Annotated in this window: 24 protein-coding genes and 1 other annotated feature; of the genes, 19 read left to right on the forward strand and 5 right to left on the reverse strand. The window is 39.9% G+C overall.

The window, feature by feature from the left end; genetic code table 11:
* Positions 1-128: 128 nt before the first annotated feature.
* Both BIV59_RS23520 and BIV59_RS04750 read left to right on the forward strand, forming a co-directional pair.
* Positions 129-305: a hypothetical protein gene (locus BIV59_RS23520; RefSeq protein WP_170846083.1), complete on the forward strand. Its 177-nt coding sequence runs from the start codon at positions 129-131 to the stop codon at positions 303-305.
* 288 nt (positions 306-593) lie between these two features.
* Positions 594-1,025 carry an NUDIX hydrolase gene (locus BIV59_RS04750; protein WP_071350304.1) on the forward strand — a complete coding sequence of 144 codons (432 nt, stop codon included), beginning with the start codon at positions 594-596 and terminating at the stop codon, positions 1,023-1,025.
* 398 nt (positions 1,026-1,423) lie between these two features.
* Here the strand turns inward: BIV59_RS04750 and BIV59_RS04760 are convergent, their stop codons facing one another.
* Positions 1,424-1,804 carry a rhodanese-like domain-containing protein gene (locus BIV59_RS04760; RefSeq protein WP_071350306.1) on the reverse strand — a complete coding sequence of 127 codons (381 nt, stop codon included), beginning with the start codon at positions 1,802-1,804 and terminating at the stop codon, positions 1,424-1,426.
* Positions 1,805-1,993: 189 nt separating this feature from the next.
* On the opposite strand from BIV59_RS04760, the gene BIV59_RS04765 reads away from it, so the two are divergent.
* The 8 genes from BIV59_RS04765 to BIV59_RS04805 all read left to right on the forward strand — a co-directional run bounded on the left by BIV59_RS04765 (position 1,994) and on the right by BIV59_RS04805 (position 10,663).
* Positions 1,994-2,830, forward strand: coding sequence for a lipoate--protein ligase family protein (locus BIV59_RS04765; RefSeq protein ID WP_071350307.1), 837 nt, complete (start codon positions 1,994-1,996; stop codon positions 2,828-2,830).
* A gap of 418 nt (positions 2,831-3,248) precedes the next feature.
* A complete protein-coding gene (locus tag BIV59_RS04770; protein WP_071350308.1) occupies positions 3,249-5,813 on the forward strand; it encodes a vitamin B12-dependent ribonucleotide reductase in 2,565 nt (854 codons plus the stop codon).
* Positions 5,814-6,140: 327 nt separating this feature from the next.
* The gene (locus BIV59_RS04775; RefSeq protein ID WP_071350309.1) at positions 6,141-6,635 is read left to right on the forward strand and encodes a hypothetical protein; all 495 of its coding nucleotides are present in this window, start codon (positions 6,141-6,143) and stop codon (positions 6,633-6,635) included.
* A 143-nt stretch (positions 6,636-6,778) separates the two neighbouring features.
* The gene (locus tag BIV59_RS04780; protein ID WP_071350310.1) at positions 6,779-7,231 is read left to right on the forward strand and encodes a DUF4362 domain-containing protein; all 453 of its coding nucleotides are present in this window, start codon (positions 6,779-6,781) and stop codon (positions 7,229-7,231) included.
* A gap of 59 nt (positions 7,232-7,290) precedes the next feature.
* The gene (locus BIV59_RS04785; protein WP_071350311.1) at positions 7,291-7,746 is read left to right on the forward strand and encodes a DUF4362 domain-containing protein; all 456 of its coding nucleotides are present in this window, start codon (positions 7,291-7,293) and stop codon (positions 7,744-7,746) included.
* A 594-nt stretch (positions 7,747-8,340) separates the two neighbouring features.
* Positions 8,341-8,901, forward strand: coding sequence for a MarR family winged helix-turn-helix transcriptional regulator (locus tag BIV59_RS04795; RefSeq protein WP_071350313.1), 561 nt, complete (start codon positions 8,341-8,343; stop codon positions 8,899-8,901).
* Between the two features lie 65 nt (positions 8,902-8,966).
* A complete protein-coding gene (locus BIV59_RS04800; RefSeq protein ID WP_071350314.1) occupies positions 8,967-9,995 on the forward strand; it encodes a serine hydrolase domain-containing protein in 1,029 nt (342 codons plus the stop codon).
* A gap of 242 nt (positions 9,996-10,237) precedes the next feature.
* Entirely contained in the window at positions 10,238-10,663 is a 426-nt protein-coding gene (locus BIV59_RS04805) for a DUF2500 domain-containing protein (protein ID WP_071350315.1), read from the forward strand.
* 14 nt (positions 10,664-10,677) lie between these two features.
* Here BIV59_RS04805 and BIV59_RS04810 read toward each other — a convergent pair whose 3' ends face one another.
* On the reverse strand, positions 10,678-11,610 hold the full coding sequence (locus tag BIV59_RS04810) for a substrate-binding domain-containing protein (protein ID WP_071350316.1): 933 nt from the start codon (positions 11,608-11,610) through the stop codon (positions 10,678-10,680).
* A gap of 140 nt (positions 11,611-11,750) precedes the next feature.
* Here BIV59_RS04810 and modA point away from each other — a divergent pair, with 140 nt between their 5' ends.
* Positions 11,751-12,563, forward strand: coding sequence for a molybdate ABC transporter substrate-binding protein (modA, locus tag BIV59_RS04815; protein WP_276205122.1), 813 nt, complete (start codon positions 11,751-11,753; stop codon positions 12,561-12,563).
* Between the two features lie 281 nt (positions 12,564-12,844).
* On the opposite strand, the gene ileS is transcribed toward modA, so the two are convergent.
* Complete coding sequence (gene ileS / locus BIV59_RS04825) at positions 12,845-15,940, reverse strand: isoleucine--tRNA ligase (RefSeq protein WP_071350319.1); 3,096 nt, start codon at positions 15,938-15,940, stop codon at positions 12,845-12,847.
* Positions 15,941-15,996: 56 nt separating this feature from the next.
* Positions 15,997-16,236 (reverse strand) — a binding site (T-box leader).
* Positions 16,237-16,519: 283 nt separating this feature from the next.
* Here ileS and BIV59_RS04830 point away from each other — a divergent pair.
* The 4 genes from BIV59_RS04830 to BIV59_RS04845 all read left to right on the forward strand — a co-directional run bounded on the left by BIV59_RS04830 (position 16,520) and on the right by BIV59_RS04845 (position 20,446).
* Entirely contained in the window at positions 16,520-16,813 is a 294-nt protein-coding gene (locus tag BIV59_RS04830) for a hypothetical protein (protein WP_071350320.1), read from the forward strand.
* A 160-nt stretch (positions 16,814-16,973) separates the two neighbouring features.
* A complete protein-coding gene (locus tag BIV59_RS04835; protein WP_071350321.1) occupies positions 16,974-18,209 on the forward strand; it encodes an MFS transporter in 1,236 nt (411 codons plus the stop codon).
* A 231-nt stretch (positions 18,210-18,440) separates the two neighbouring features.
* Positions 18,441-19,466, forward strand: coding sequence for a spore photoproduct lyase (gene splB, locus BIV59_RS04840; RefSeq protein ID WP_071350322.1), 1,026 nt, complete (start codon positions 18,441-18,443; stop codon positions 19,464-19,466).
* Between the two features lie 92 nt (positions 19,467-19,558).
* Complete coding sequence (locus BIV59_RS04845) at positions 19,559-20,446, forward strand: patatin-like phospholipase family protein (RefSeq protein ID WP_071350323.1); 888 nt, start codon at positions 19,559-19,561, stop codon at positions 20,444-20,446.
* Positions 20,447-20,480: 34 nt separating this feature from the next.
* Here BIV59_RS04845 and BIV59_RS04850 read toward each other — a convergent pair whose 3' ends face one another.
* Together BIV59_RS04850 and BIV59_RS04855 are read right to left on the reverse strand one after the other, a co-directional pair.
* On the reverse strand, positions 20,481-20,867 hold the full coding sequence (locus BIV59_RS04850) for an SA1362 family protein (protein WP_083392050.1): 387 nt from the start codon (positions 20,865-20,867) through the stop codon (positions 20,481-20,483).
* A gap of 159 nt (positions 20,868-21,026) precedes the next feature.
* Positions 21,027-21,986: a DUF1385 domain-containing protein gene (locus BIV59_RS04855; protein ID WP_071350325.1), complete on the reverse strand. Its 960-nt coding sequence runs from the start codon at positions 21,984-21,986 to the stop codon at positions 21,027-21,029.
* Positions 21,987-22,153: 167 nt separating this feature from the next.
* Here BIV59_RS04855 and BIV59_RS04860 point away from each other — a divergent pair, with 167 nt between their 5' ends.
* From BIV59_RS04860 to efp, 4 genes are all read left to right on the forward strand, one after another.
* A complete protein-coding gene (locus BIV59_RS04860; protein ID WP_071350326.1) occupies positions 22,154-22,654 on the forward strand; it encodes a YqhR family membrane protein in 501 nt (166 codons plus the stop codon).
* Between the two features lie 181 nt (positions 22,655-22,835).
* On the forward strand, positions 22,836-23,282 hold the full coding sequence (gene aroQ / locus BIV59_RS04865; protein WP_071350327.1) for a type II 3-dehydroquinate dehydratase: 447 nt from the start codon (positions 22,836-22,838) through the stop codon (positions 23,280-23,282).
* Between the two features lies 1 nt (position 23,283).
* Positions 23,284-24,345 carry a M24 family metallopeptidase gene (locus BIV59_RS04870; protein WP_071350328.1) on the forward strand — a complete coding sequence of 354 codons (1,062 nt, stop codon included), beginning with the start codon at positions 23,284-23,286 and terminating at the stop codon, positions 24,343-24,345.
* A gap of 19 nt (positions 24,346-24,364) precedes the next feature.
* Positions 24,365-24,922: an elongation factor P gene (gene efp / locus BIV59_RS04875; protein WP_071350329.1), complete on the forward strand. Its 558-nt coding sequence runs from the start codon at positions 24,365-24,367 to the stop codon at positions 24,920-24,922.
* The last annotated feature ends 277 nt before the right edge of the window (positions 24,923-25,199 follow it).

Here is a 25,199-nt window from a genome sequence, read left to right on the forward strand (position 1 = left end):
TGGATATTTATGTTAAAATTGATAAACGGATTGTGAAGTTACATACAGGGAACACATTGAATTTTCAAGAAAAAAACCTATAAAAGAGAGAGCTTGCAGTCAGTGGAAAAAAATAAGGGGGTTAATGTATGGGATTTTGGTATTTCCTTATATTATTTTCAGGACTATTTTTAGTCATCAACGGTCTGCTTGGCAAAAAGAGATTTAGTCTGGTACTTATTGGATTGCTATGTATTTCGTTTTCAGTATTTATGTTTATCCCGGGAAGCGATGAAATCATTTCTGAATTATTCCATTTGAATTAAGGAAACAGTTGTGGCTTGATTTTACATATCCACATATGAAATGCCGCTGTTCTTCATGCATGATGATTGAACCGCCGGAAACAGAATTCAAGGAAACCCTCGTCGGCCAAAAATCCGTACTTATTCCATGTTTTTTTTGCTTTTTCACGTATGGAAAAACAACAGGTACAAGGGAATTGTTGAAAGCCGTCTGTTTTCATGGAATGCGGCATGTGATATGTTTATTTTATCAAAATTTTCCAAATGAATAGTGATTCCGTTAAAACATAAAAGAAATGGGGAACTAAGTTGGTACAAAGCACACAAGATATATATTCACCGCCAAAACATATCGTTTCAGCAGCGACTATTGTATTGAATGAACAAAAGGAAATTCTATTAATTAAGGGACCCAGAAGAGGCTGGGAAATGCCAGGCGGACAAGTGGAAGAAGGAGAATCCTTGAAAGATGCTGCAATAAGGGAAACCAAGGAGGAGACAGGTATTGATATTGAAGTCTTGAAATTTTGTGGAATATACCAGAATGTGAACTCTTCCATATGCAATACACTGTTTGTAGCTAAGCCGGTTGGAGGCAAATTAACGACGTCACCAGAAAGTTTGGAAGTAGGGTATTATCCTATCGAGCAAGCACTGGAAATGGTCACTTGGAAGAATTTCAGAGAAAGAATTGTACACTGTCTGAATGAAGACACACACCCTTTCTATATTGAATTTTAACGATATTATACTTAATTATATAGGAGGAACTCTAAACCGTCTGTAGAGGGAGAGGGGTCCCTGTATGCTCACAGTATAGAGAAAATAGATATGAAGAAAGAAGGTAGCCTAAGTTTTTAATGTTTTGTGTGAGGCGTTTGTATGGTTAAGTCAGGTTGATTGGAGCGTAAGGTGCGAGACTCCTGCGGGAATAGCAGGAAGGGGAGACCCCGCAGGCACAGCCGAGGAGGCTCACCGCCTGCCCCGCGGAAAGCGAGCATCCTGGAGCGGAAATCAACCACCTTGTTTCATAGCAGCAATCCTTTAAAGGTTTTCTCAGGAAAAAAAAAAGAATCCATTGCTGATGGATTCCTGTTTCGTTCATATTTATAGAAGTGCTGAATGGTCAGCAGGCGTCATTAATTGTTTGACTTAATTTTTCCGCTCCATTGCTTGAAGCCGCCTTTTAAATGATACAGCTCTTTGTAGCCTTTTTTGTGCAGCAGCTGTGCAGCCCTTGCGCTTCTTAGGCCGCTCTGGCAATAGAGATATACCGGCTTGTCCGGGCGAAGCTCTTTAAGGCGGGGCTTCATTTGGGTAAGCGGAATATTTCTTGCACCAAGTATATGCCCATTATCATATTCGCTTGTTTCGCGGACATCGATCAGCTGTGCCTTTCGGTATCCGGCTACGAATTCATCCTGGCTGAGCGTCTTTACAATGCGGCGCTGATTGAACCAGTTGAATGCTGAATAAACAATAACGGCAGCAGCGATGACGATTAATATGTATAATCCCATGAAAAATTCTCCTTTCTGACTAAATCCAACTTGCAGACACCACTTATTATATAATTACAGCGCACGATAATCAAAAGATTTTTCCAGTGTTTATCATTATCCTGCGATAAAACTATTTCCTTTTTATTAAGTGCCAATTTTGTTAAACTACAATTGGATAGAAATACTAAGCAGTGAAGAGGGTTATATATGAATAAGGAAACTTGGGCCTTTATTGATTCCGGGAATTGTTCCCCATCCTTTAATATGGCCATGGATGAAGCACTATTAAACTGGCACAGTGCCGGGAAGATACCGCCAATTATCCGGTTTTATGGCTGGGATCCTGCCACTCTTTCCATCGGATATTTCCAAAAAGCAGAAAAAGAAATTAATCTTGAAGAAGTCAAAAGGCAGGGGCTTGGCTTTGTGAGACGGCCTACTGGAGGCCGCGCGGTCCTGCATGAACACGAACTTACATATAGCGTTATCGTGAATGAAGAATATCCGGATATGCCTAAAAATGTAACAGAGGCTTACCGGGTAATATCAGAAGGAATACTTAAAGGGTTTATAAATTTAGGGCTGGATGCGTATTTCGCAGTCCCTAGAACAGAAAAAGAAAAGAACGCCCTAAAGGAGCCGCGTTCGTCGGTTTGTTTTGATGCACCAAGCTGGTATGAGCTTGTGGTGGAGGGCAGGAAAGTGGCCGGCAGCGCACAAACGCGCCAAAAAGGCGTGATTCTGCAGCATGGCTCCATTTTATTGGATCTTGAAGATGAAAAGCTGTTCAGCTTATTTAACTTTTCAAGTGACAGGCTCAAGGAAAGAATGATGAAGAGCTTTAAAAGCAAGGCGGTTGCCATTAACGATATTGCGGGACGGACTATTTCCCTTGATGAAGCAAAAACGGCTTTTGAAAAGGGTTTCGCTGAGGGACTCGGCATCAATCTAAAGCCATATCAGCTATCAGAGGAACAGCTTGCAGAAGTGAATGAAATTGCCAAAAGCAAATATGAAAGCGAAGACTGGAATTTTATGAGATAACGTAAAGCGGCATTGTCCGCTTTTTTTATTTGTCTCATTTTCCTCCAGCTAAGAAGTAAACACGAAAAAAATATTTTTTTTATTGAAGGATTTTAACAATCATTGATAATAAAGGCTTTTTTAGCTTAATAAAAAAGCAACTCCTGAAATGTTCGAAATACCTTCAAAAACTAACAAAAATCGATATTTTTCTTCCTTTTTCTTTTACTTGGAGGTTTTATGGAGTTTGACAAAAAGAAATTATCTCTAACTAAATTCAATATATAGTAGTTAATTTGTTAATTCGAACACTATATATTGATTTTGGTGTTTTAATATGATAAATTGAGGGTACTTTTTAATTCGAATGGCAAAAGCAGCACTACATATAGATTCGAACAGTTAAAGTCAGAAATGGATACACAAAGGAGAGGGAATCATGTCTGTAATAATGAACCAAAAGAGGAAAATAAATGTAGACAGGCTGAATAAGGATATTTCTTTATTTCCGCAGGTTCATCCTGTAACGCCTGAAATGAATACGGCCCATAAAGGAGTGTCAAGGCTTGTCATGCTTGACCGCTATGCCTTTAAGGATACAGAGAAAATCACATTGGCCATCGGGGATTTTGTTGTATTGACAATCAAGGAAGATCCGAAATTTCCGGCAAGAGGGCTTGGCTATATTACAGACATCGATTGGGAAAACAAAAAGGCGAAGGTCTCGGTTGAAGATGAGTACCGCGGTTCGCTTGACACCCAGGAGGAAGTGGAGACTGGCATCGTAAACCGTCCGCTTGATGTTATTGAAAAACCTCTCGAAGTTTTTTATGAGCAAATTGCGAAAAGAAATGCGACAGGCCTTGTTTCTGTAGAAGCTTCGGAAGATAAGCAGAAAGAATGGTTTGAAAAATATTATCAGGAATTGTCGAGCATGAACTTTGTTCCGGCTGGAAGGGTGCTATATGGCGCGGGCGCCAATACAGATGTAACCTATTTCAACTGCTATGTTATGCCTTTTATCCAGGATTCCCGTGAAGGCATCTCCGAGCATAGAAAGCAGGTCATGGAAATCATGAGCCGCGGCGGCGGTGTCGGAACGAATGGTTCGACTCTTCGTCCGCGCAATACTCTTGCAAAGGGTGTGAACGGAAAATCATCTGGCTCCGTCTCATGGCTGGATGATATTGCAAAGCTGACACATCTTGTTGAGCAGGGCGGAAGCAGGCGCGGCGCACAAATGATTATGCTTGCTGACTGGCATCCTGATATTATTGAGTTCATCATTTCCAAGATGCAAAACCCGCGTATCCTCAGATATCTCATGGAAAATACAGAGGACGAGACGATCAGGAAATATGCAAATGAAAAGCTGAAGTTCACTCCGCTTAGCGAGCAGGAAGAATCCATGTACCAGGGGATCATCAATTATAAGCATATTCCCGGATTGGGCGGATTTAATGATAAAATCATCAGGGAAGCGGAAGAAAAGATCAGGACTGGCGGCAATTACAGCGTGCATAACCAGGAATTCCTTACGGGCGCAAATATTTCAGTCTGCCTGACAAAGGAATTTATGGAAGCTGTTGAAAACGACGGAGTCTATGAACTGAGATTCCCGGATACAGAAGGTTACAGCCCGGAAGAAATGGAAATTTACAACCGGGAATGGCATGAAGTCGGTGATGTCCGCGAATGGGAAAAACGCGGCATGAAGGTTCGTGTATACAGAAAAATCCAGGCAAAAGAGCTTTGGAACCTGATCAATATATGTGCGACTTATTCGGCTGAACCAGGCATTTTCTTTATCGACAATGCAAATGACATGACGAATGCAAAGAGCTATGGCCAGCAGGTTGTAGCAACCAATCCGTGCGGCGAACAGCCTCTTGCGCCTTATTCTGTATGTAACCTGGCAGCAGTTAACCTTGCTGAAATGGCGGATAAGGAAAATAAAACCGTCAATTTTGAAAAATTGAAGCAGACCGTTGAAATTGGGGTCAGGATGCAGGATAACGTAATTGATGCCACTCCATACTTCCTGGCAGAAAATAAAAAGCAGGCACTTGGAGAGCGCAGGGTAGGCCTTGGCGTTATGGGTCTGCATGATTTATTGATTTACTGTGAAACAGAATACGGCTCCGAAGAAGGCAATGTGCTGATTGACAAAGTGTTTGAAACAATTGCTGTATCAGCTTACAGGGCATCAATCGAGCTGGCAAAGGAAAAAGGAAGCTTCCCGTTCCTGACTGGTTCGACTGAAGCGGAGACTCTAGAGTTAAGAAATGCTTTTATCCAGACAGGATTCATGAAAAAAATGCCTGAGGATATCCGTGAAGACATTATCAAATACGGAATCCGCAATTCCCACTTGCTGACAGTGGCGCCGACAGGAAGCACCGGAACAATGGTGGGCGTTTCAACAGGCCTTGAACCGTATTTTTCATTCACCTATTTCCGCAGCGGCCGCTTAGGCAAGTTTATTGAGGTGAAAGCGGATATTGTCCAGGAATATCTTGCAGCGCATCCAGAGGCAGACGCCGGCAATTTGCCGGAATGGTTTATTTCAGCCATGGAACTTGCACCTGAAGCACATGCAGACGTACAGTGCATCATCCAGCGCTGGATTGACAGTTCCATCAGCAAAACCGTCAACGCGCCTAAAGGCTATAATGTAGACCAGGTTCAGAAGGTATATGAACGCTTATATAAAGGCGGTGCCAAAGGCGGAACTGTTTATGTAGATGGAAGCCGCGACAGCCAGGTATTGACACTTAAAGCCGAAGAAAATACATTTGATGAAGAAAAATATGAAGAACCTGCTTCACAGGAAAAGAAAAAAATAGTCTTAGTGGATACCATCAATGAGCTTCGCTCCACAAATATGACAATCGGCTCCGAAGTAGGAAATACCTGCCCGGTCTGCCGAAAAGGTGAAGTCCAGGAAATGGGAGGCTGCAACACCTGCACAAACTGCGGTGCCCAATTAAAATGCGGCTTGTAAAAATTAATTATGCATCCTTTCTTTTTGTACAGCTTTGAAATAAAGCTGCGATGGTTATAAAAAGGTTGTGAATAAATACCTCTTTGGATAATATTGTCTAAAGAGGTATTTTTTTATGTCTGAAAAACTAGTGCACCTAGAATCGACAAATGGATGAAAGAAGATCGTGGATCTGGGATTGGCTCAGAAAATAAGAGGAATCAAAACAGGAAGGCAGCACGAATTTTTGTTCATTTTTGAAGTAAATTACTTTTAAATAACCATGGTTATTTTGTCATGAATCGACTTCTTCAATCTTTTACACCTTCAACGGAAACGGAGGAAGAGTTGAGGAATAAGATAGCTGTAGTTTTAATCGGGGAAAATGGTAAATTGGGAAGACCTTATCAGAATCTCTTTCTTTTATCGGAAGACATCCATTATACGGTGTCAGATACAAAACCTGAACTAGTAAAATCCATGCCTGAAATTGATTTGGCTTCGGAATTTGCTGATATGCTAAAAAAGCAAAAAGAAAGAAACAAGGAGAGATACGGACATCTTCGATACGAAAAGAAACTTACGTTTCCCTTGCGATTGACTCGTTCTTATATCGGCAGGTTCTTCATCATGTCCCCTATCCTTTCCTTTATAGAGCTAGGGTATAATGAAAATTTTCCGAAAAATAACCGTGCAAAAAAGCGTGATATTATCAAAAGGGTATATGCTGAGTGCCTTTTTTCAGCCTATACGGATTGTTATAAAAGCCACTTCTACAAAAGAGCCAATCCGAATGACCCGTTATGGGGAGAAAAGGAAAGGCTTGGCAGGGGGCAGGGGTAAAGATCCAATTTCAAGAATGGGCTGGTAGCAATCAGGTGTAAACGGGGATTCCCACTGGACAGTCAGTGGAATAAACTTGTTTGGAGACTTCATGAGAATGGACATATAAGATAAGAAAACTCGTAAGTGAATGGGAGGTATCCATGCGGAAAGTTATTTGTCTAACATTTGTTGGTCTTATACTATTATCAGGATGTTCAAAATCAACAGCTTACAATTCAGAAGAAGCTGTTAAAAAAGGCGATGTTGTTTTTACCCCAGCAGGAATTAAAAACTTTAATCGATTTAAAGATTTCTTAGACAATATGGAAGCTCACCAAAAAGATAAAATTAGGGTGACGGGTTATACAGATGAAGGTGACCCCATATATAGTGACTTAGATTATGACGGAAATAAAATAAAGTACAGTCACGACAATTCAAATGACAAGTTCGGGGGTGACCGTGGTATCACCACAAACACCTGCAAAAAGATTGTTACAAAAGAAACAGTTGATAATGGAGTCGATTACCATTTAAGTGACTGTACAAAAGCACCCAAAGACGCTATTGATGACATAGGTGATGAGCCTTATTTGTTCACAAAGTATAAGTAGTCTAAAAAAGTGGAATAAGTCGCTTTAACTGTGCAGTTAAGAAATGGGGAGGTTAGCGTGTGAGAAAAATTATTTGTCTATATTTTATTGGTCTCATGGTATTGTCAGGGTGCACGAAGACAGAAGAAGAATCATCCGGTTCCGGTTCAGGTTACGATTCAAAAGAAGCAACTAAACGAGGGGATGTTGTTTTTGCACACTCCGGACTTAAGAACTTTAGCAGGTTTGAAGAGTTCTTAAATAACATGAAAAATCATGAAAAAGATAAGATACGTGTAACTGGTTATAGCCACGAAGGTGACCCAATCTTCACAGACTTGAATTATGATGGGAAAGCAATAAAGTATACAGAAGATAGTTCGAATGACAAACACGGCGGTGACCCTGCGCTTGTAAGGGATAATTGTACAAAATTGCTAGTAAGAGACAAACCCGAAAATAAAATCGATGTCGATTATTATTTAAGTGATTGTGAATCGGGTGAAGAACCATATCTATTCTCAAAGGATAGATAGTGTGAAAAATAAATAATAGCAGGAAGAAATACACACATGCGAAAATTAATCCTCAAGTTTGATGGAAGCTGTACTGATACTAAACACGATGGTATTTATGGATTGGTGTTCATGCTTCCTACGAAGACACTCTGGAAAATTGATTGCATAAAAAAAGAATGCTCCGGGCTTTTCCTCTTTTATGTAAGTAACCAATTAGCCCAGAACAACCAATAGGTAATAGACACAATTAATTAGGTGCAGTTAAAGCAGCGAGATACGGATGATTCAAATATCTGTTGTTCCCGATATTATGTCCCTCTATGCATCAGGTAATATCAGGATAACCCTGTTATTTGTAGGTTGGTTAAAATTAATTAATTTCTTCCATAGATATCAACAACTCCTCATTATTAATATCTATAAAACCAAAGAACACAGTTTTTTTTAAAAAAATTTATATCAGCAAAAAGACTGCCAAAAAAGGTAGTCTTTTTCTTATTGAACGAAAGGATACAATCTAATTCTAGATAAGAAAATAGACAGTACATTGACTAATACAGAGTATGTGATATTCTTAATTTAGACAGTATAATGTCTAAAATGGAGGTTAATATGGATATTTACAAAGAACTCTTTTTAATGCAGCAAACATACTCTACTTTATTTTCTCTTGCAAATAAAATTCAGGTCAAGGGTGATAAATCCCTTGAGATTTTAACATCAAGACAATATATGGCAATGGTGGCAATTGCCCATTTACCTGAAGATGAAACGACCTTGAATAATATTGCTGGAAAATTAGGCACCACAAAACAGAGTGTGAAACAGTTGATTACAATAATGGAAAATAAGGGATATGTTAACGTGATTCCCAGTAATAAAGATAAACGTGCGGTAAATGTAAAAATTACCGAATCCGGAAAATATGTTTTACTCAATGTTGCAGAAAAAGGAATCTTCTTTCTGGAGGAACTTTTTAAAAAGTTTTCAACTGAAGAATTGGAAACAATGTGGGACCTTTTAAAGAAACTTTATAGTTTTGATGGTGAGGGACAAGACGGTTTTGAAGAAGAGGGGAACTTGCAAATAGAGGAAGATACCAATGAAATAGAATTGAGAATAATGAAGGAGTTTAAAAGAAGAAGACTTCAATCAATTAACGGGGAAATATAGCCTGAAGAATGTAAATCAATCTTCTGAAATACTTTTAAAATGTAGAATAAGGGAGAGCAAACCTAATGTTTGAAATCAGTGATGAAACATTACGATTTATTAAAAAGACTTGCAGAGGAAAAAAACATATAAAATTAACAGTTGGCTATTTAACAGACAATAATTCTGTCATAAAAATTTATAATGAAAACGGTGAACTTGGTTCAGCAAAAAAATATAATTATGAAATTGGGTCTATTACAAAGACTTTTACTGCCTCTTTGTTATCAAAATGTGTATTTGAAAACAAGCTATCAATAAACGATTCCATACAAAAATATATAGAAGACCTTAAAGAACACGAGTACTATCCGACGTTACTCCGTCTTGCTACTCATACTTCCGGATATTCAGCAACACAGCCATTAAATAAAAGAGAATATTTTGACCTAATGTTAGGTTTGATTATTGGCCGTAGTGATATGAATAAGAATAATCCCTTAAATATGGATTTTAACAAAATGAAAATGCTAATTGAAAAAAATAAATTGCAAGAAGTAGATTATTCATGGAAATATTCCAATTTCGGCACGTCCTTAATTGGGTATGTATTGGGGACTGTATCAGGCAGAGGATATTGGGACGATATGAATGACTTTATTCATAATGAACTTGGACTGAGCGATACATATTTAGGAACATTAAACAATAACTTACGTGGTTATGATAGAAAAAATAACGATTGTGGTAATTGGAAATGGAACAAAGAAAATCTTATATCACCTGCGGGTGCAATAAGTTCAACTGCTGCTGATTTACTCGATTTTGCAAAAATGAATATTTACGAAGAAAAACCGTATTTCTCTCTTTCTCATAAAAAGCATGGAAACGGAAAGAAGAAGTATGATATGGGTCTTGGATGGTGGCTTTTAAAGAAAAACAATAATGTAATGTTGCATGGAGGTGGAACAGGCTGCTTTAGTTCTTTTCTAGGGATTGATAAAGAAAAGAAAGTTGCCTCCGTAGTTTTGGCTAATTATAGGTTAGGCAGAAATGACGATGAAAAAATAGGAAATTCCTTATTAGAAAGTCTACAGAGTTCAAAAGAGATATAAGGATTGCAAAAAGTATGCTTTTAAAATAAAGTAGCTTTAAAGTGAAGCTGCGATGTTTGTGAAAAAGCTGCGATGGTTATAAAAAGGTTGTGAATAAATACCTCTTTGGATAATATTGTCTAAAGAGGTATTTTTTTATGTCTGAAAAACTAGTGCACCTAGAGTCGACAAATGGATGAAAGAAGATTGTGGATCTGGGATTGGCTCAAGCATAAATGGATTTATAGAGGGAGGAATAAATAATGTTCGGTCCTGGTGAAGGCGGGGATTGGATTTTCACGGCTGTCCCGATATTTATAGGGAGTATTGCTGTTATCATTTTCATCATAATAATTGCCGGTTTATTCACGGGACTTAGGCAATGGAAGAAGAATGAAGAATCACCTCGCTTATCTGTCCCGGCAGTCGTAAAAATTAAACGGACAAATGTCAGGAGTCATACTCATCATCATGATCAAAATGTCCCATCGAATAGCTCCTCTACAAGTTACTATATTACATTTGAATTCGAGAGTGGAGACCGGTCAGAATTTCATGTTTCAGGCAAAGAGTATGGTATCCTTGCAGAAGGAGATACCGGCACATTAACCTTTCAAGGAACAAGATATATTAATTATATTAGGGAAAAGCAGATTGAACACGCTAAAAAAGAAGGCTTCTACAGTTAAGAAGCCTTCTTTTGCTATGTTTCGTATATTATTTTTCCTGTCTGTGAGGTATCGTAATCTCCTAAAGATTTTACTTCCGACTGAAATTGCATAGAGGATAGAATTGCTTTTACAGAGCGTATTAGTCCTTCGGTTTTAGGGGTTTTTAAAATTACTAAGTCATATTGTTCTGTAATTAACGGGATAAAATCAATTCCAGCGATTTTGGCAGCTTTTTCAATTCCCACTCCTGCATCTGCAATTCCAGAAGAAACCGCTGATGCAACACTTAGGTGGCTGGTTTCTTCATGTTCATATCCCTTTATGTTACTGAAGGGGATTTTGTTGATTCTGAGCTGTTCATCAAGAAGAATCCTTGCTCCTGATCCTTTCTCTCTATTAATAATTTTTACATCATCCCGGTTTAGATCAACCCATGAAGTGAGACTTAAAGGGTTTCCTTTTTTTACGTACAAACCGGCTTTTCTTGATAGTAGATTAATTAAAATAAAAGGGGTACTAACCAGGATTTTTTTTATATAAGGCAGGTTATACTCTCCTGTGTCTCCGTCAAACAGATGCAAGCTAACGATGTCACCTTCTCCATTGTACATAGAGATTAGGCTGTTCAGACTCCCGGTAAAGGACCTAAATGACTTAAAGGATGAATTTTTTTCAATATGTTTACCAAGCATATCTAATACTAGGTCTTGTCCGCTAATTACAATCTTATGGTAATCCTTTGCTCCATCCTGGCGGAGATCATTTACAGGGTTTTTATGAGAAGGCTCCTGAATGGTTTTATGATTGTTAATATAATTATCCAAGTCTTTTGCATCAATCCTCATCTGTCTTCCCACCCGAAATACAGGCATTTCACCTTTTTTGACAAGGTCATATAGGGTTAATTTTGATACTTTTAAGAACTGTGAAACCTCTTCAATGGTATAGGAAAGCTCCTTTGACATAAAATCCCCTCCACTTTTATTTTAACTTAATGTCGTTAGGAAAAGTTAATTCTCTATTGAAAAGGTGAAATTCAAAATTATTTCCTGTTCATTTTAATTATAACTAATTATAATTAGTTATAATTAGTGAAAGGGAGAGTATGATGAAAAAATTCAATTTATTATTTTTAACGATGATGCTGGCTTTATTAGCCTTATCCGGTTGTTCAACAAAAGAACAATCCAACAAAACAGAAGAAAAGAAACAAGCAGGTTCTGAAAAGAAAGTGGAATTAACCATTTCAGCAGCTGCAAGTTTGCAGGATGCCTTAACGGAAATTAAAGCGGATTATGAAAAGAAACACCCGAATGTCACTATAAATTATAACTTTGGGGCTTCAGGAGCATTACAGCAGCAAATTTCTCAGGGAGCACCTGTTGATCTGTTCTTTTCTGCTGCTGAGGACAAGTTTCAGAAGTTAGTTCAAGAAGGACTGATTGAAGAGAAAAATAGAAAAGATTTAGTAGGTAATGATCTTGTCTTGGTTGTACCAAAAAATTCAACCAAAGGAATTAAAACATTTGAAGATCTTACCAAAGCTGATAAAATCGCACTTGGAACTCCTGAGTCTGTTCCAGCCGGGCAATATGGTAAGCAGACATTAGATAAATTAAATGTCTGGAAGTCAATTGAAGGAAAAGTCGTATTTGGAAAAGATGTCCGACAAGTGCTTACATATGTGGAGACGAACAATGTTGACGCAGGAATTGTCTATAAAACGGATGCATTAACATCTAAAAAGGTTAAAATTGCAGCCACTGCAATGGATAACACCCATGATCCAATCATATATCCAGCAGGTGTAATTAAAAATAGTACCCACTTAAAAGAAACCCAACTATTCTACGATTATCTTCAAAATAAGCAATCAATGAAGACGTTAGAAAAGTATGGATTTAAAAAATTACAATAGTCAAAAATGGAAAAAGGTTTTGGGCTCCCATCGGGCTATCCATTGAGATTGCCTTGTTATTAATAATATGGCTATTTATAGTTCGCTGGGCAAGCCGCACGATTTTTTCGGAAAGCTGCATGATTTTTTCAGAAAGTCGCATGATTTCTTCAACAATCTGCACGATTTCTTAGGGCAGCCGCATGATTCCTTAGAAAAGCTGCATGATTCCTCTAAAAACGGTCAAAAAGCACTTCTGCAGCTTTCAAAATAAGACTGCAGGAGTGCTTTCTTTAGTAAAATTAATATTCCAATGAGACTCTTGCTATCTCATCGCCAAATTTCACTTCAATTCGCTGTTTAGAGTTGTTTTGCTTTTCATAGCTTATGTTGTGAACAAGGATATTTTCTTTAATTAGTTCCTCAAAACGCTGAATTTTTTCTTTTACAACATCGATTGCTGAAATGTTGATTGCGATATATTCTTCGACAGGCAAATCTAATTTTTTTCGGGTATCCTGTATGGCTCGTATTAATTCCCTAACTTGACCTTCTTCTGCAAGCTGCGGAGTAAGGGTTACATCTAATATTGCTTTAACATGCTCATCACCAGCCATCACAAAACCAGATGCAACTTGATATTCGATATGAATGTGCTCTTTCTCCAGTGTTACCGTTTGTCCTTTTAGATTCATTTGCAGATATCCCTTATCTAATAAGGATTTTTTTTCGGCATCGGGTATTTGATCCACATATTCCTTTACCATGTTCACCAGTTTTCCGAATGCAGCACCAGCAGTCTTGAAATTCAGTTTAAAGATGGTGGATTGGTAATGTGATAAATCATCTGTATAAACAACATCTTTAACATTTAACTCGTCTTTAATAATGCCTGAATAGGGGGTTAAAGCATGGTTTCCCTGATTATGCCACACAATTAATCGTTGCAGTGGCTGCTTCACCTTCAAGTTTTTGGCATTACGGATACTGCGGCCAAGTTCCACTATTTTCAAGACCATTTTCATGTCTGTCTCTAAATCGTGATGAATCATTGAATCATCAGCTTGTGGATAGTCCTGCAAGTGAACACAAGTTTGATTTAATTTTAAATGGATATCCTCAGAAGCATATGGTGAAAAAGGTGCTAACAAGCGGCAGATTGCGGTAAGTGTTTCAAATAGTGTTGAATAAGCTGCTTGTTTATCATCTGTAAGTCCAGATGCCCAAAAACGATTTCTTGAACGGCGCACATACCAATTGCTTATTTCATCTACTAAAGATGCAATTTCCCGGGCTGCTTGAGTAAATTGAAAACGATCCATGCAGCCAGTAACAAGTTTAACTGTACTATTCAGGCGGGAAAGAATCCATTCGTCTAATATTGTTTTCTTGCCCGTTTGCTGTCCATCATACACAAAGCCATCTATTTTAGCGTACATAGCATAAAATTTATAGGTATTATCTAACGTATCAATCAATTTTGACTTTGTATCTTGCACAATCTTCTTTGAAAAGCGTTTTGGATTCCATGGTGAACTATCGGCTAAGAATGCAAAGCGAAGGGCATCTGCTCCAAATTCCTCTATAAGTTCAACAGGATCTAAAGCATTTCCTTTGCTCTTCGACATTTTTTGTCCATTTTCATCGAGTACATGGCCAAGCGACAGGACGTTTTTATAAGGTGCTTTTCCTGTGAACAGGGCAGAGACAGCGAGCAGGCTATAGAAAAATCCTCTCGTCTGGTCAATTCCTTCGATTACGACATCCGCAGGGAATTGAGATTGGAATGTTTCTGTGTTTTCGAATGGATAGTGATACTGTGCGAATGGCATCGATCCGCTATCAAACCAAACATCAATAACCTCAGGCGTCCGCTGCATGGCACCATTACATTTCGGGCAGATGCACTCTACCTCATCAATATATGGTTTGTGCAGCTCGATATCTTCGGGTAGTGGAGCCGCTGATAATCTTTGTAATTCCTTGATGCTGCCCGGAGCTTCTTCATGATGACACGCAGAACATACCCAAACATTTAGAGGGGTGCCCCAGTATCGGTTCCTGCTTATATTCCAATCCATAAGATTTTCAAGAAAATGTCCAAAGCGTCCGTCTTTTATATGCTGAGGATACCAATTAACAGTTGCATTGTTCGCAAGCATGGTTTCCTTTAAAGCGGACATCTTAATAAACCAGCTATCTGTTGCGTAGTAGAGTAAAGGAGAATCACACCTCCAGCAATGCGGGTAGCTATGTTCATATTTTTCCTTGTGAAAAAGTATACCTCGATCAGAAAGCATTTTAATAATATCCACGTCACAATCTTTCACAAATCTTCCGGTTAAATCTGTCACATCGGCAGTATATCGGCCTTGCTGATCGACTACATTGATAAAGGATATACCATTCTGCTGAACCGTTTTATAATCATCTTCACCGTAAGCCGGGGCAATATGCACAATGCCTGTTCCGCTATCATCTGTAACATAATCTGCTAATACTATATAATGTCCCTTTTCGATCGTCACATAATCGAACGGCGGGACATTATGGATTCCTTCGAATTCAAGGCCCTTATGCTCACTTAAAATCGTCAATTGATCGCCAAGAACTTTTTCTGCTAAAGATTTTGCAACAATATAAACTTCATTTTCTTTTTGAACACGAACGTACGTGATTTCTGGATTCACAGCAAGTGCAGCATTGGCAGGCAATGTCCAGGGCGTTGTTGTCCAGCCTAAGAAATATTCATTATCTGCATCAAGACGTTTAAATTTTACGGTAGCCGATAGATCTTTTACATCTTTATAGCCCTGTGCTACTTCATGAGAGCTTAAAGTGGTTTGGCAGCTAGGGCAGTAAGGAGAAACTCGATGTCCTTTATACAGTAACCCGTCTTTTTGAATCTTACTTAAAATATTCCAAACGCTCTCTATATAATCATTGCTTAACGTCAAATACGGACTGTCCATATCTACCCAATAACCTAATTCTTCGGTAAAGGAACGCCATTTCTTCTCGTAGGTAAATACACTTTCCTTACATTTATTAATAAAACGCTCCACTCCGTAACGTTCGATGTCTTGTTTACCTGAAATACCGAGTTGTTTCTCAACGCCAAGCTCGACAGGAAGACCATGTGTATCCCAGCCTGCCTTTCTTGCAACGAAGAAACCCTGCATGGTTTTGTAGCGTGCTACAACATCTTTAATTGTCCGTCCAAAGGCATGGCCAACATGGGGAAGGCCATTTGCAGTTGGCGGCCCTTCATAAAAAACAAAAGGGATCTTTCCTTCTCTTAATTGAACAGATTGTTTAAATGTGTTTTCTTCTGTCCAATATTTACGGATGCGTTCCTCACGCTGTACAACCGTTTCCTTGGCTTCATCTGCCTTCATGAATATCGCTCCTATACAGAATAAATTATAAAAAAATACAAAAAACCCCGTCCCATGTAAGGGACGGGGTTAACCGCGTTACCACCTTAATTCTATTGATTCCGGTCAATAGCACTTAGCAACGTACAATCATACGTGTTCCTTGTAACGGCAGACTCCCGGCTGGACTTACTTTAACGTTCGGTCCAGCTTCTCAGAGAGGATATTCACGTAACACTTGAACACTGACTTGCACCAAAATGCCAGCTCTCTGCGGATCAAGTTGAAACGCTACTCTTTCTCATCAACGAATTTGTATGCTTTTATTGGAATATATTGTAACAGGCGCTAATTGAACTGTCAAATTAGTTCCTTAACGTTTTGTGGAAAGGAAAGATGCAATCATTCGGAATGGGTGGAATTTGTTTGCTTATAAAAATATATGATCATCATAACCAGTTTGACCGTTGTTTCATGTTATTTATTTTGGATAGACTTTAGGATTTTCATTCATTCAATGATAGGGGCTTTTATTAATACTGTATTCGTAATCCTTCCTGTTTTATAAGCAGGCGGCGGGTGCCTGCTCCAGGATGAGGCGTGAGTCTCAAACAGCTTTGCCTGCAGCCGCTATACCCGCAGGAGGCTCCTTATGGTCCAGTAAACAGCGGTTTCGCGTACATAACAACAATCGTTAAGAAACGTTTCAGCGAAGGTGATATACATTCAGTGACTAGATACTTTTTCAATAGCCATAGGCTGATTGGAACGAAAGGTGCGAGACTCCTGCGGGATCAGCGGGAAGGTGAGACCCCGCAGGCGCAGCAGAGGAGGCTCACCGCACGCCCCGCGGAAAGCGAGCATCCTGCAGTGGAAATCAGCCGGACAAAATAACAAAGGCAATCCTTTAATGTATTACTGTTACATAAAGTACTGATGAACTTTACCTCCTGAATTTATTAAAAAAGATTTACGGATTTTTACAGATAGCATTTCGCTTAAAATAACCATCATTAGGACACCATACAGGTATTAACTTAAATGAGGTGTCTATATGGAAAATAAGGAGTGCAAGGATAGCAAAGTTTCGGTATGGTGCATCATAAGCATGGCCTCGATACCGCTTGTCATGACTCTTGGGAATTCCATGCTTATTCCAGTGCTGCCGATATTTGAAAAAAAGGTAGGAATCACTTCTTTTCAGTCCAGTATGGTCATTACCAGCTATTCCATTGCTTCCATCTTTCTGATTCCTGTAGCAGGATATTTATCTGACCGGTATGGGAGAAAGCTTGTAATCCTGCCTAGTCTAATCCTCGCACTTATTGGCGGACTAATAGCGGGATATGCTTCGTGGAAAATGGAAAATCCATATACCTGGATTATCATTGGCAGGGTTTTACAGGGAATCGGAGCTTCTGGAGCTTCACCGATCATCCTGCCGCTCGTAGGGGATTTGTATAAAGACGATGACGAAAAAACGAGTTCCTGCCTGGGAATCATTGAAACCTCCAATACATTCGGAAAGGTTTTAAGTCCAATATTAGGTTCTTTCTTTGCAGCGTTTTTATGGTTTTTGCCGTTTTTTTCAATTTCATTTTTTAGTTTGATTTCCATCATCCTTGTATTTTTCTTTATCAAGGTTCCGAAAGAAAAGGATAAACCCAAAGAATTCAAGGAGTTTCTTCACAATACGAAAAAAACGTTTAAAGATGAAGGAAGATGGCTTTATACACTATTTCTCGTCGGCATTTTTGTCATGCTGATTTTGTTCGGAGTGCTGTTTTTTCTCTCCGACAATTTGGAAAAAATTCACGATCTTCATGGGGTAAAAAAAGGCTTTGTCCTTGCCATACCGCTTTTTTTACTGTGTTTATCATCTTATATTGCAGGAAGGAACATCAAAGGAAGTCTGCCGGCGATGAAAAAAATTATGGTAATCTGCCTGATTGTCATGTCTATCAGCGTTGTTTTTGTGGGCTTTACAGTAGAAAGGCTTTTCATCTTGTTAGCTGTCACAAGTGTGGTGGGAATCGCAATTGGCGCCTTGCTGCCTACCCTTGATGCCATGATCACAGAAAACATTGAGAAAGAGGAAAGAGGAACCATTTCTTCATTTTATAGTTCTGCACGATTTATCGGTGTCGCTGCAGGTCCTCCTGTCATGTCTTTGGTTATGGGACACTTTCTTAATATAAGCTATATCACCGCGGGAATAATAGGGATCATTCTGGTACTCATTGTATTGAAATTCATCAAAACTGATACATCCAAAAAAGCAGCTGCATAAGAAACTATATCAGCCGGCCTGTCCACAATGGCCGGTTTTTTTATGCCCATGTATCTGACCTGGCAATTTGTGCTTTTACTATACAGCAAAGAGTCTTAGGTGCCTCCTGAATGATCCGTATGTTTTTACCAGCAGAAATGCGTGATTAGATATAAAAGATGAGCCAAACTATTCATATACAGGGCAGCAGCAAGTAAGCTGCAAGCCCATAGTACAGGAGGAAATAGAAAAATGAAGCCATTTATCCCGCAGCTTGTATATATTGAACCGAGAGCGCTCGAATACCCTTTAGGGCAGGAACTGCTCAAGAAATTTCAGGATATGAACATTGAAATACGTGAAACAACCTCACATAACCAAATAAGGAATTTGCCGGGGGATACTGATTTTAAAAAATACCGGACAGCAAAGTCGACACTGGTTGTAGGTGTCCGCAAGACATTGAAATTTGATACATCCAAGCCTTCCGCAGAATATGCCATCCCGCTTGCGACGGGCTGCATGGGCCATTGCCATTATTGCTATTTGCAGACAACGCTTGGAAGCAAACCTTATATCAGGACATATGTGAATCTGGATGAAATCTTTGATGCAGCACAAGGATATATGGATGAAAGGCAAAATGAGATTACAAGGTTCGAGGCGGCCTGCACCTCCGATATCGTAGGCCTTGACCATCTCACCCACTCATTAAAAAAGACGATTGAGTTTTTTGGAGAAAAGGAATATGGACGCCTTCGGTTTGTTACGAAATTCCATCATGTCGACCATCTGCTTGACGCGAAGCATAATGGAAAAACCCGCTTTCGCTTCAGTATTAACTCTAAGTACGTGATTAAAAATTTTGAGCCTGGAACATCAAGTTTCGATGAAAGAATTGAAGCGGCCAGGAAAGTGGCTGGAGCCGGATATCCCCTTGGTTTCATTGTGGCCCCCATCTATATGCATGAAAATTGGAAGGAAGGATACCGGGAGCTCTTTGAACGTCTAAGCGCAGAGCTTTCCGGAGTGGATATTCCAGACCTTACCTTTGAATTGATTCAGCATCGATTCACGGGACCGGCAAAAAAAGTCATTGAAAAAAACTATCCAAAATCAAAGCTTGAGATGGACGAATCCAAACGCAAATACAAATGGGGACGTTATGGGATAGGAAAATATGTATATCAAAAGGAGGAAGCTTCAGATCTTGAGGCTACGATCCGCGGTTATGTCAGCGAATACTTTCCTCAATCAGAGGTCCAGTATTTTACCTGATCCGGAAAAATGAAGAGTCACGATATAATTCAGTAATAAAGACAGCCCTCCCTGATTAGTATGTATCAAGACCGGAAATGGGGAGGGCTTCTATGATTATTGATGGCGTTTTTTCCGGCGGAGGCTTAAAAGGTTTTGCTATGGTAGGGGCAATTCAGGTGATTGAAGAGCACGGCTTTGTCTTTGGCAGAACAGCAGGGACAAGTGCAGGGGCCATTATTGCAGCATTTACCTCTGCAGGCTATACAGGGCATCAAATTCAAGAGCTCCTTAATGAAATAGATGTGAGTAAATTTCTGGATCCAAGAAGGTTCTGGATTCCGATTCCATTTACAAGGTGGCTTTTGCTCTACTGGAAGCTGGGTTTGTACAAAGGAAATGCCTTGGAAAGGTGGGTAGCCCTGAAGCTTGCTGAAAAGGGTGTCGTCACATTCAAGGATCTGCCACGGCAATCACTCAGGGTTATCGCTTCAGATATTACAAACGGCAAGCTGGTTGTCATTCCGGACGATCTGGGGGCTTATGGAATTGATCCCAATTCATTCCCTGTCGCCAAAGCAGTCAGGATGAGCTGCAGCATTCCTTATTTTTTCGAACCTGTACGGCTGAAATCACAAGCAAAGACAGGAAATGTCTTCGTTGATGGAGGAGTTTTAAGCAATTTTCCGATGTGGCTTTTTGATTCGGAGAATATGAAAAAAACGAGGCCGGTCCTCGGAATTAAATTAAGCGGCGACAATGATATGAAAAAACCGGATGATGTTGACAATGCCATTGAACTTTTTGGCGCTTTATTTAAAACAATGAAGGATGCTCATGATTCACGGTATATTTCAAGAAAGCATGTGCAAAACATTTTGTTTATTCCCATGAAAGGAATTTCAGCCACCGACTTCCTGCTCACTGAAGAAAGCAAAAATGAGCTGATTGCACGGGGAAGAAACTATGCCGGTATGTTTATAAAGAAATGGACCTATTGAATCAGCCTATAAGACAAAAAAAGAAACCGGACTATTAAAACAAAGCCCGGTTTCTTTTTTTGTTTTTTTTGCCCTCAATTACGGTCAAATGTGCTTCTGATTTTTTTCTCGCACGCTTTTTGGCGGAGGATTTAGCTAATGAGAAGCTTGCTATATTATCTCCTTTATCCTTAGGCAGGGAATTTTTGCTTTTCAGTCTTTTCTTTGATTTCCGTGCGGCCTTTATGAATGCCCGCTGCTCTTTTTTCTCAAGTTTCCCCTTTGTTAATCGCTTATAAATGAGATAGACTGCACCAGCTACTGCAGCCCAGATCAAAGCAGTTTTGAAAAATCCCAATGGATCTCCGGCTAATTTACTGAATAATCCAATAAAACCCAGGGCGATAATCCCGTAGACAACATAGGAAAATGAACGATTCAACAAAGACACCTCCTTAAGAGCATCATGAGCAATTTTGTATCATTTTAAACATATATTCCAAAAACATTTTATTAATCATTTCAGCCAAGCCGGCAAGGAAGAACCGGCCGGCCTGACTGAAGCGGAAAATGCGCCGGCTTGTAATCTTATATCTGTTTTTTACACAATATCCTCTGTTTCTAAACCTTCTTCTGTGCTTTTTTCAAGACGCAGAAGCTCGTTAAAGGAAGCGAGTGCCACTTCAACCTGGTCGTCTGAAGGCTCTTTTGTGGTCAATAGCTGCAGCCAAAGTCCGGGATAGCCAAGGAAACGGAGAACAGGAATATCACGTACCTTATTTGTTATCTGCAAAACCTCAAAAGCAATTCCGAGGACGACAGGAATCAGGAGGACACGGTCCAGTACGCGAAGCCAAAGCGGATCAATGGGCACAAACATATAAACAAAAACACCTACGATGACTGTAAATAGGATAAAACTGCTTCCGCACCGGTAATGCAGGCGTGAAGAAGCCTGAACGTTTTCTACAGTAAGCGGCATGCCGCTTTCAAAGCAGTTGATGACCTTATGTTCTGCTCCGTGATATTGGAATACCCTCTTAACAAGCGGTGTCAGTGACACAAAATAGATATAAACCAAAAGCAGAATAAGCTTAAACAGTCCTTCTATTAAAATCTGCGAAATTTTCGTGTGAAATACAGGTTCTGTGAATTTAGCCAGAAAGACTGGGATAAGCGTGAACAAAAGCTTTCCGAACAAAAAGGATAATACGCCTATTGCAGCAACACCCAGCCATAATGTTAACTTGGAAGATTCTTTTTTTGCCTTCTTTTCCTCCAAGATTTTTTCATCATCTTTTGGGTCTGTTTCATATTTTTCAGATGAAAAATTTAAATGCTTGGATCCATTTGCACTTGAATCGATAATCGCAACTATTCCGCGAAGGAATGGAATCCTTTTAAGTTTTTTTATAATAGGTTTGCTTTCGCGCGGCAATCTGTAGAATTCAATTGATGAGTCTTTCCTGCGGACTGCTGTAACGGTGTGGTGTTTGCCGCCGAACATAACACCCTCCACCACAGCCTGCCCGCCATAAACAGGTTTTTGGACCTCGGTCATTTTTGCACCAGCCTACAATTATTTTTTAGCAATGCCAACATGGGCATCTTCTATAATCATACAAAAAAAATGAAAAAACTTCTATTAAATGTGAAGGTGATTGCCTGCAAAAAAAATAAAATAGGACAATTCCTGAAAGGGCATACTATTTGCGGAGGTGTTTTTTTATGTCAAGTGAATGGCAGAAAAGAGATGAAGAATCAGCATCGCAAATAGTCAATGTATTAATAATAGGGTTTTGGGGGGGCATTCTCTGGAGCTTTATCGGAATTGTGGCATGCTTCTTTAATTTTATGAAGTTCAGCCCCAAATTCATTCTGACATCCTGGTCGGGCGCCCACTGGATAGAGGGCTGGCTTGGAACCGTCATCACTCTTCTCATTTTCAGCATACTGTCTATGGCTGCCGCTCTGCTTTATTATGCCTTGCTCAAGAAATTTCAAAATATGATGGCGGGCATCATTTATGGTGCCGTGCTTTGGATATTGCTGTTTTTTATTATAAAGCCTGTCTTTTCAGGCCTCCCTTCTATGGAACAGCTGAAGGGAAATACAGGAATTACCAGTTTTTGTATTTTCATTTTATATGGAGTTTTTATCGGGTCTTCCATATCTTATGAATATCAGGAGAAACAAAAGAAAAACGTTCCGGATATCAAAACAACTTGATTTCATTCACTTCAAAAAAGTAGTAAGACAATTTGGAATTATGGTAGAATGGTCATGATGTATGCTATAAAATACGCACCTTTGTTTCTGTCATGCTTTAGGGGAAGGGCAGAGAAATGCATGCACAACAATAACCGCTGAAGGATGTACAGGCCGACAGCAATGAAGGCAGGTACCGCATATGAAGAAAATTTTGCTTATCAACGGGCCTAATCTAAACAGGCTCGGAAAAAGAGAGCCGGCCCATTATGGAACGGCGACGCTCGATGATCTGGAAACAGAATTGAAAAAAAGCGCACAATCAATGGATTCTGAGCTTGTGTGCTTTCAAAGCAATCATGAAGGGGAAATCATTGATAAGCTTCATTGGGCCGAAGATCAGAATATGGACGGAATCATTATGAATCCGGGAGCTTTCACGCACTACAGCTATGCAATACGTGATGCTGTAGCCGGAATAGATGTTCCATTGATTGAAGTGCATATTTCTAACATCCATGCCAGGGAAAGTTTCCGGCATGTTTCGGTCATAGCCCCTGCCGCTGCCGGACAGATTGCCGGTCTTGGTGTGCACGGGTATGAGCTGGCGCTTCAGGCTTTGTTAAAGATAATAAAAGGGAGAGTATAAAATGGAGAAATTACAGCGTTTCCGCCAAGCATTAGAGAACGTGCAGGCTGATGGATTTTTAATTACTAGTACATACAATCGCCGGCATATGACGAATTTCACTGGTTCTGCAGGAGTTGTCCTGATTTCACAGTCAGAAGCGAAGTTCATTACAGACTTCCGTTATACAGAACAGGCAGGCAAGCAGGCACAGGGCTACGACATTGTTCAGCATAAAGGATCGATTCCTGAAGAAGTGGCCAAGCAAGCAAAAGACATGGGAATCAAAAAGCTGGGCTTTGAACAGGAGCATTTGACTTTTTCTTCTTTTAAAAGCTATGAAAATGCTTTTGATGGAGAGCTTATTCCTGTTTCAGGCCTTGTTGAGAAATTACGCTTGATAAAGACTCCATCAGAGATTAAGATATTAAAGGAAGCTGCTGATATTGCAGATGCAGCATTTACACATATTGTAGATTTTATCCGCCCGGGCATAACCGAGCTTGATGTTTCAAATGAACTTGAATTCTTTATGAGAAAGCAAGGAGCTACATCTTCTTCCTTCGATATCATTGTAGCCTCCGGCAAGCGTTCTGCTCTGCCGCATGGAGTAGCGACGGATAAAGTCATTGAAACCGGCGACTTTGTAACCTTGGATTACGGCGCATATTTCAATGGCTATGTTTCGGACATCACACGGACACTTGCTGTCGGACAGCCAAGTGACGAGCTTAAGAAGATTTATAATATTGTACTGGAGGCACAGCTGCGGGCTATGGCAGGCATCAAGCCAGGCATGACAGGCAAGGAAGCTGATGCTTTGACACGCAACCTTATTGATGAAAAAGGATACGGGGAATACTTCGGCCATTCGACAGGACATGGAATTGGCCTTGAAGTCCATGAAGGGCCAGCCCTTTCCCTTAAGTCTGATATCATACTGGAACCGGGTATGGCGGTCACTGTTGAACCGGGTATTTATTTGCCTGGAATTGGCGGTGTCCGCATAGAGGATGATACAATTGTTACAAAAGAGGGCAATGAAGCTCTTACTCATTCATCGAAAGAGTTAATTATTCTGTAAAACATGTAGGAGGAAAAAAATGATTTCTGTAAATGATTTTCGCACAGGCTTAACGATTGAAGTAGACAATGGAATTTGGCAGGTAATTGAGTTCCAGCATGTTAAACCGGGAAAAGGTGCAGCATTTGTCCGCTCCAAACTTAGAAATCTCCGTACGGGAGCTATTCAGGAAAAAACGTTCCGCGCAGGTGAAAAAGTAGCGAGAGCTCATATCGAAAACCGTAAAATGCAGTATTTATATGCAAGCGGCGATAACCATGTTTTCATGGACAACGAAACATACGATCAAATCGAACTTCCTGCAAGCTCTATTGAACGCGAGCTTAAGTTCCTTAAAGAAAATATGGATGTTCACATCATGACATTCCAAAGTGAGACTCTTGGAGTTGAGCTTCCGAACACAGTTGAGCTTGAAGTGACTGAAACTGAACCAGGAATCAAAGGCGACACAGCTTCAGGCGGCACTAAGCCTGCTACACTGGAAACAGGCCTTACTGTCCAGGTTCCTTTCTTCATTAACCAAGGCGATAAACTTATCATCAATACAACTGAAAGTTCATACGTATCACGCGCATAATTCCCCAGCCCTTTTTGGTATGAGGAAAGCAGCAAAAGCCGGAGACCCAGTCTCCGGCTTTTTTGCGTCTTTAGGCGTTTCTGCAGGATGCAGCGCGGCGTTGTTAGTCTTTGATCCTCCTCACAAGGCGCTTCAGCATTTTGTGTAATCTAGCTTCAGTGCCTAGACCGCTGTGCAAAAGATGTTTTGTCCTCGGAAGGCAAAGAGCGCCTTCAGAGACCAAAACCCTATTTGCTTAGGCCCCCAGGATGGGGGTCACAAAGACGTTGCCGCAGGA

Source organism: Bacillus sp. MUM 13, from assembly GCF_001866725.1.
In the GTDB taxonomy this organism is placed as follows: Bacteria; Bacillota; Bacilli; order Bacillales; family DSM-1321; genus Peribacillus.

Excerpts from the sequence above, each read along its gene's own strand:
- BIV59_RS04780 (WP_071350310.1), top strand. The coding sequence starts at position 6,779 with ATGCGGAAAGTTATTTGTCTAACATTTGTTGGTCTTATACTATTATCA.
- BIV59_RS23520 (WP_170846083.1), top strand. The coding sequence starts at position 129 with ATGGGATTTTGGTATTTCCTTATATTATTTTCAGGACTATTTTTAGTC.
- BIV59_RS04860 (WP_071350326.1), top strand. The coding sequence starts at position 22,154 with ATGTCAAGTGAATGGCAGAAAAGAGATGAAGAATCAGCATCGCAAATA.
- BIV59_RS04760 (WP_071350306.1), bottom strand. The coding sequence starts at position 1,804 with ATGGGATTATACATATTAATCGTCATCGCTGCTGCCGTTATTGTTTAT.
- ileS (WP_071350319.1), bottom strand. The coding sequence starts at position 15,940 with ATGAAGGCAGATGAAGCCAAGGAAACGGTTGTACAGCGTGAGGAACGC.
- BIV59_RS04795 (WP_071350313.1), top strand. The coding sequence starts at position 8,341 with ATGGATATTTACAAAGAACTCTTTTTAATGCAGCAAACATACTCTACT.
- aroQ (WP_071350327.1), top strand. The coding sequence starts at position 22,836 with ATGAAGAAAATTTTGCTTATCAACGGGCCTAATCTAAACAGGCTCGGA.
- BIV59_RS04800 (WP_071350314.1), top strand. The coding sequence starts at position 8,967 with ATGTTTGAAATCAGTGATGAAACATTACGATTTATTAAAAAGACTTGC.
- BIV59_RS04765 (WP_071350307.1), top strand. The coding sequence starts at position 1,994 with ATGAATAAGGAAACTTGGGCCTTTATTGATTCCGGGAATTGTTCCCCA.
- BIV59_RS04810 (WP_071350316.1), bottom strand. The coding sequence starts at position 11,610 with ATGTCAAAGGAGCTTTCCTATACCATTGAAGAGGTTTCACAGTTCTTA.
- BIV59_RS04870 (WP_071350328.1), top strand. The coding sequence starts at position 23,284 with ATGGAGAAATTACAGCGTTTCCGCCAAGCATTAGAGAACGTGCAGGCT.
- BIV59_RS04770 (WP_071350308.1), top strand. The coding sequence starts at position 3,249 with ATGTCTGTAATAATGAACCAAAAGAGGAAAATAAATGTAGACAGGCTG.
- BIV59_RS04805 (WP_071350315.1), top strand. The coding sequence starts at position 10,238 with ATGTTCGGTCCTGGTGAAGGCGGGGATTGGATTTTCACGGCTGTCCCG.
- BIV59_RS04855 (WP_071350325.1), bottom strand. The coding sequence starts at position 21,986 with ATGACCGAGGTCCAAAAACCTGTTTATGGCGGGCAGGCTGTGGTGGAG.
- efp (WP_071350329.1), top strand. The coding sequence starts at position 24,365 with ATGATTTCTGTAAATGATTTTCGCACAGGCTTAACGATTGAAGTAGAC.
- splB (WP_071350322.1), top strand. The coding sequence starts at position 18,441 with ATGAAGCCATTTATCCCGCAGCTTGTATATATTGAACCGAGAGCGCTC.
- BIV59_RS04845 (WP_071350323.1), top strand. The coding sequence starts at position 19,559 with ATGATTATTGATGGCGTTTTTTCCGGCGGAGGCTTAAAAGGTTTTGCT.
- BIV59_RS04835 (WP_071350321.1), top strand. The coding sequence starts at position 16,974 with ATGGAAAATAAGGAGTGCAAGGATAGCAAAGTTTCGGTATGGTGCATC.
- modA (WP_276205122.1), top strand. The coding sequence starts at position 11,751 with ATGATGAAAAAATTCAATTTATTATTTTTAACGATGATGCTGGCTTTA.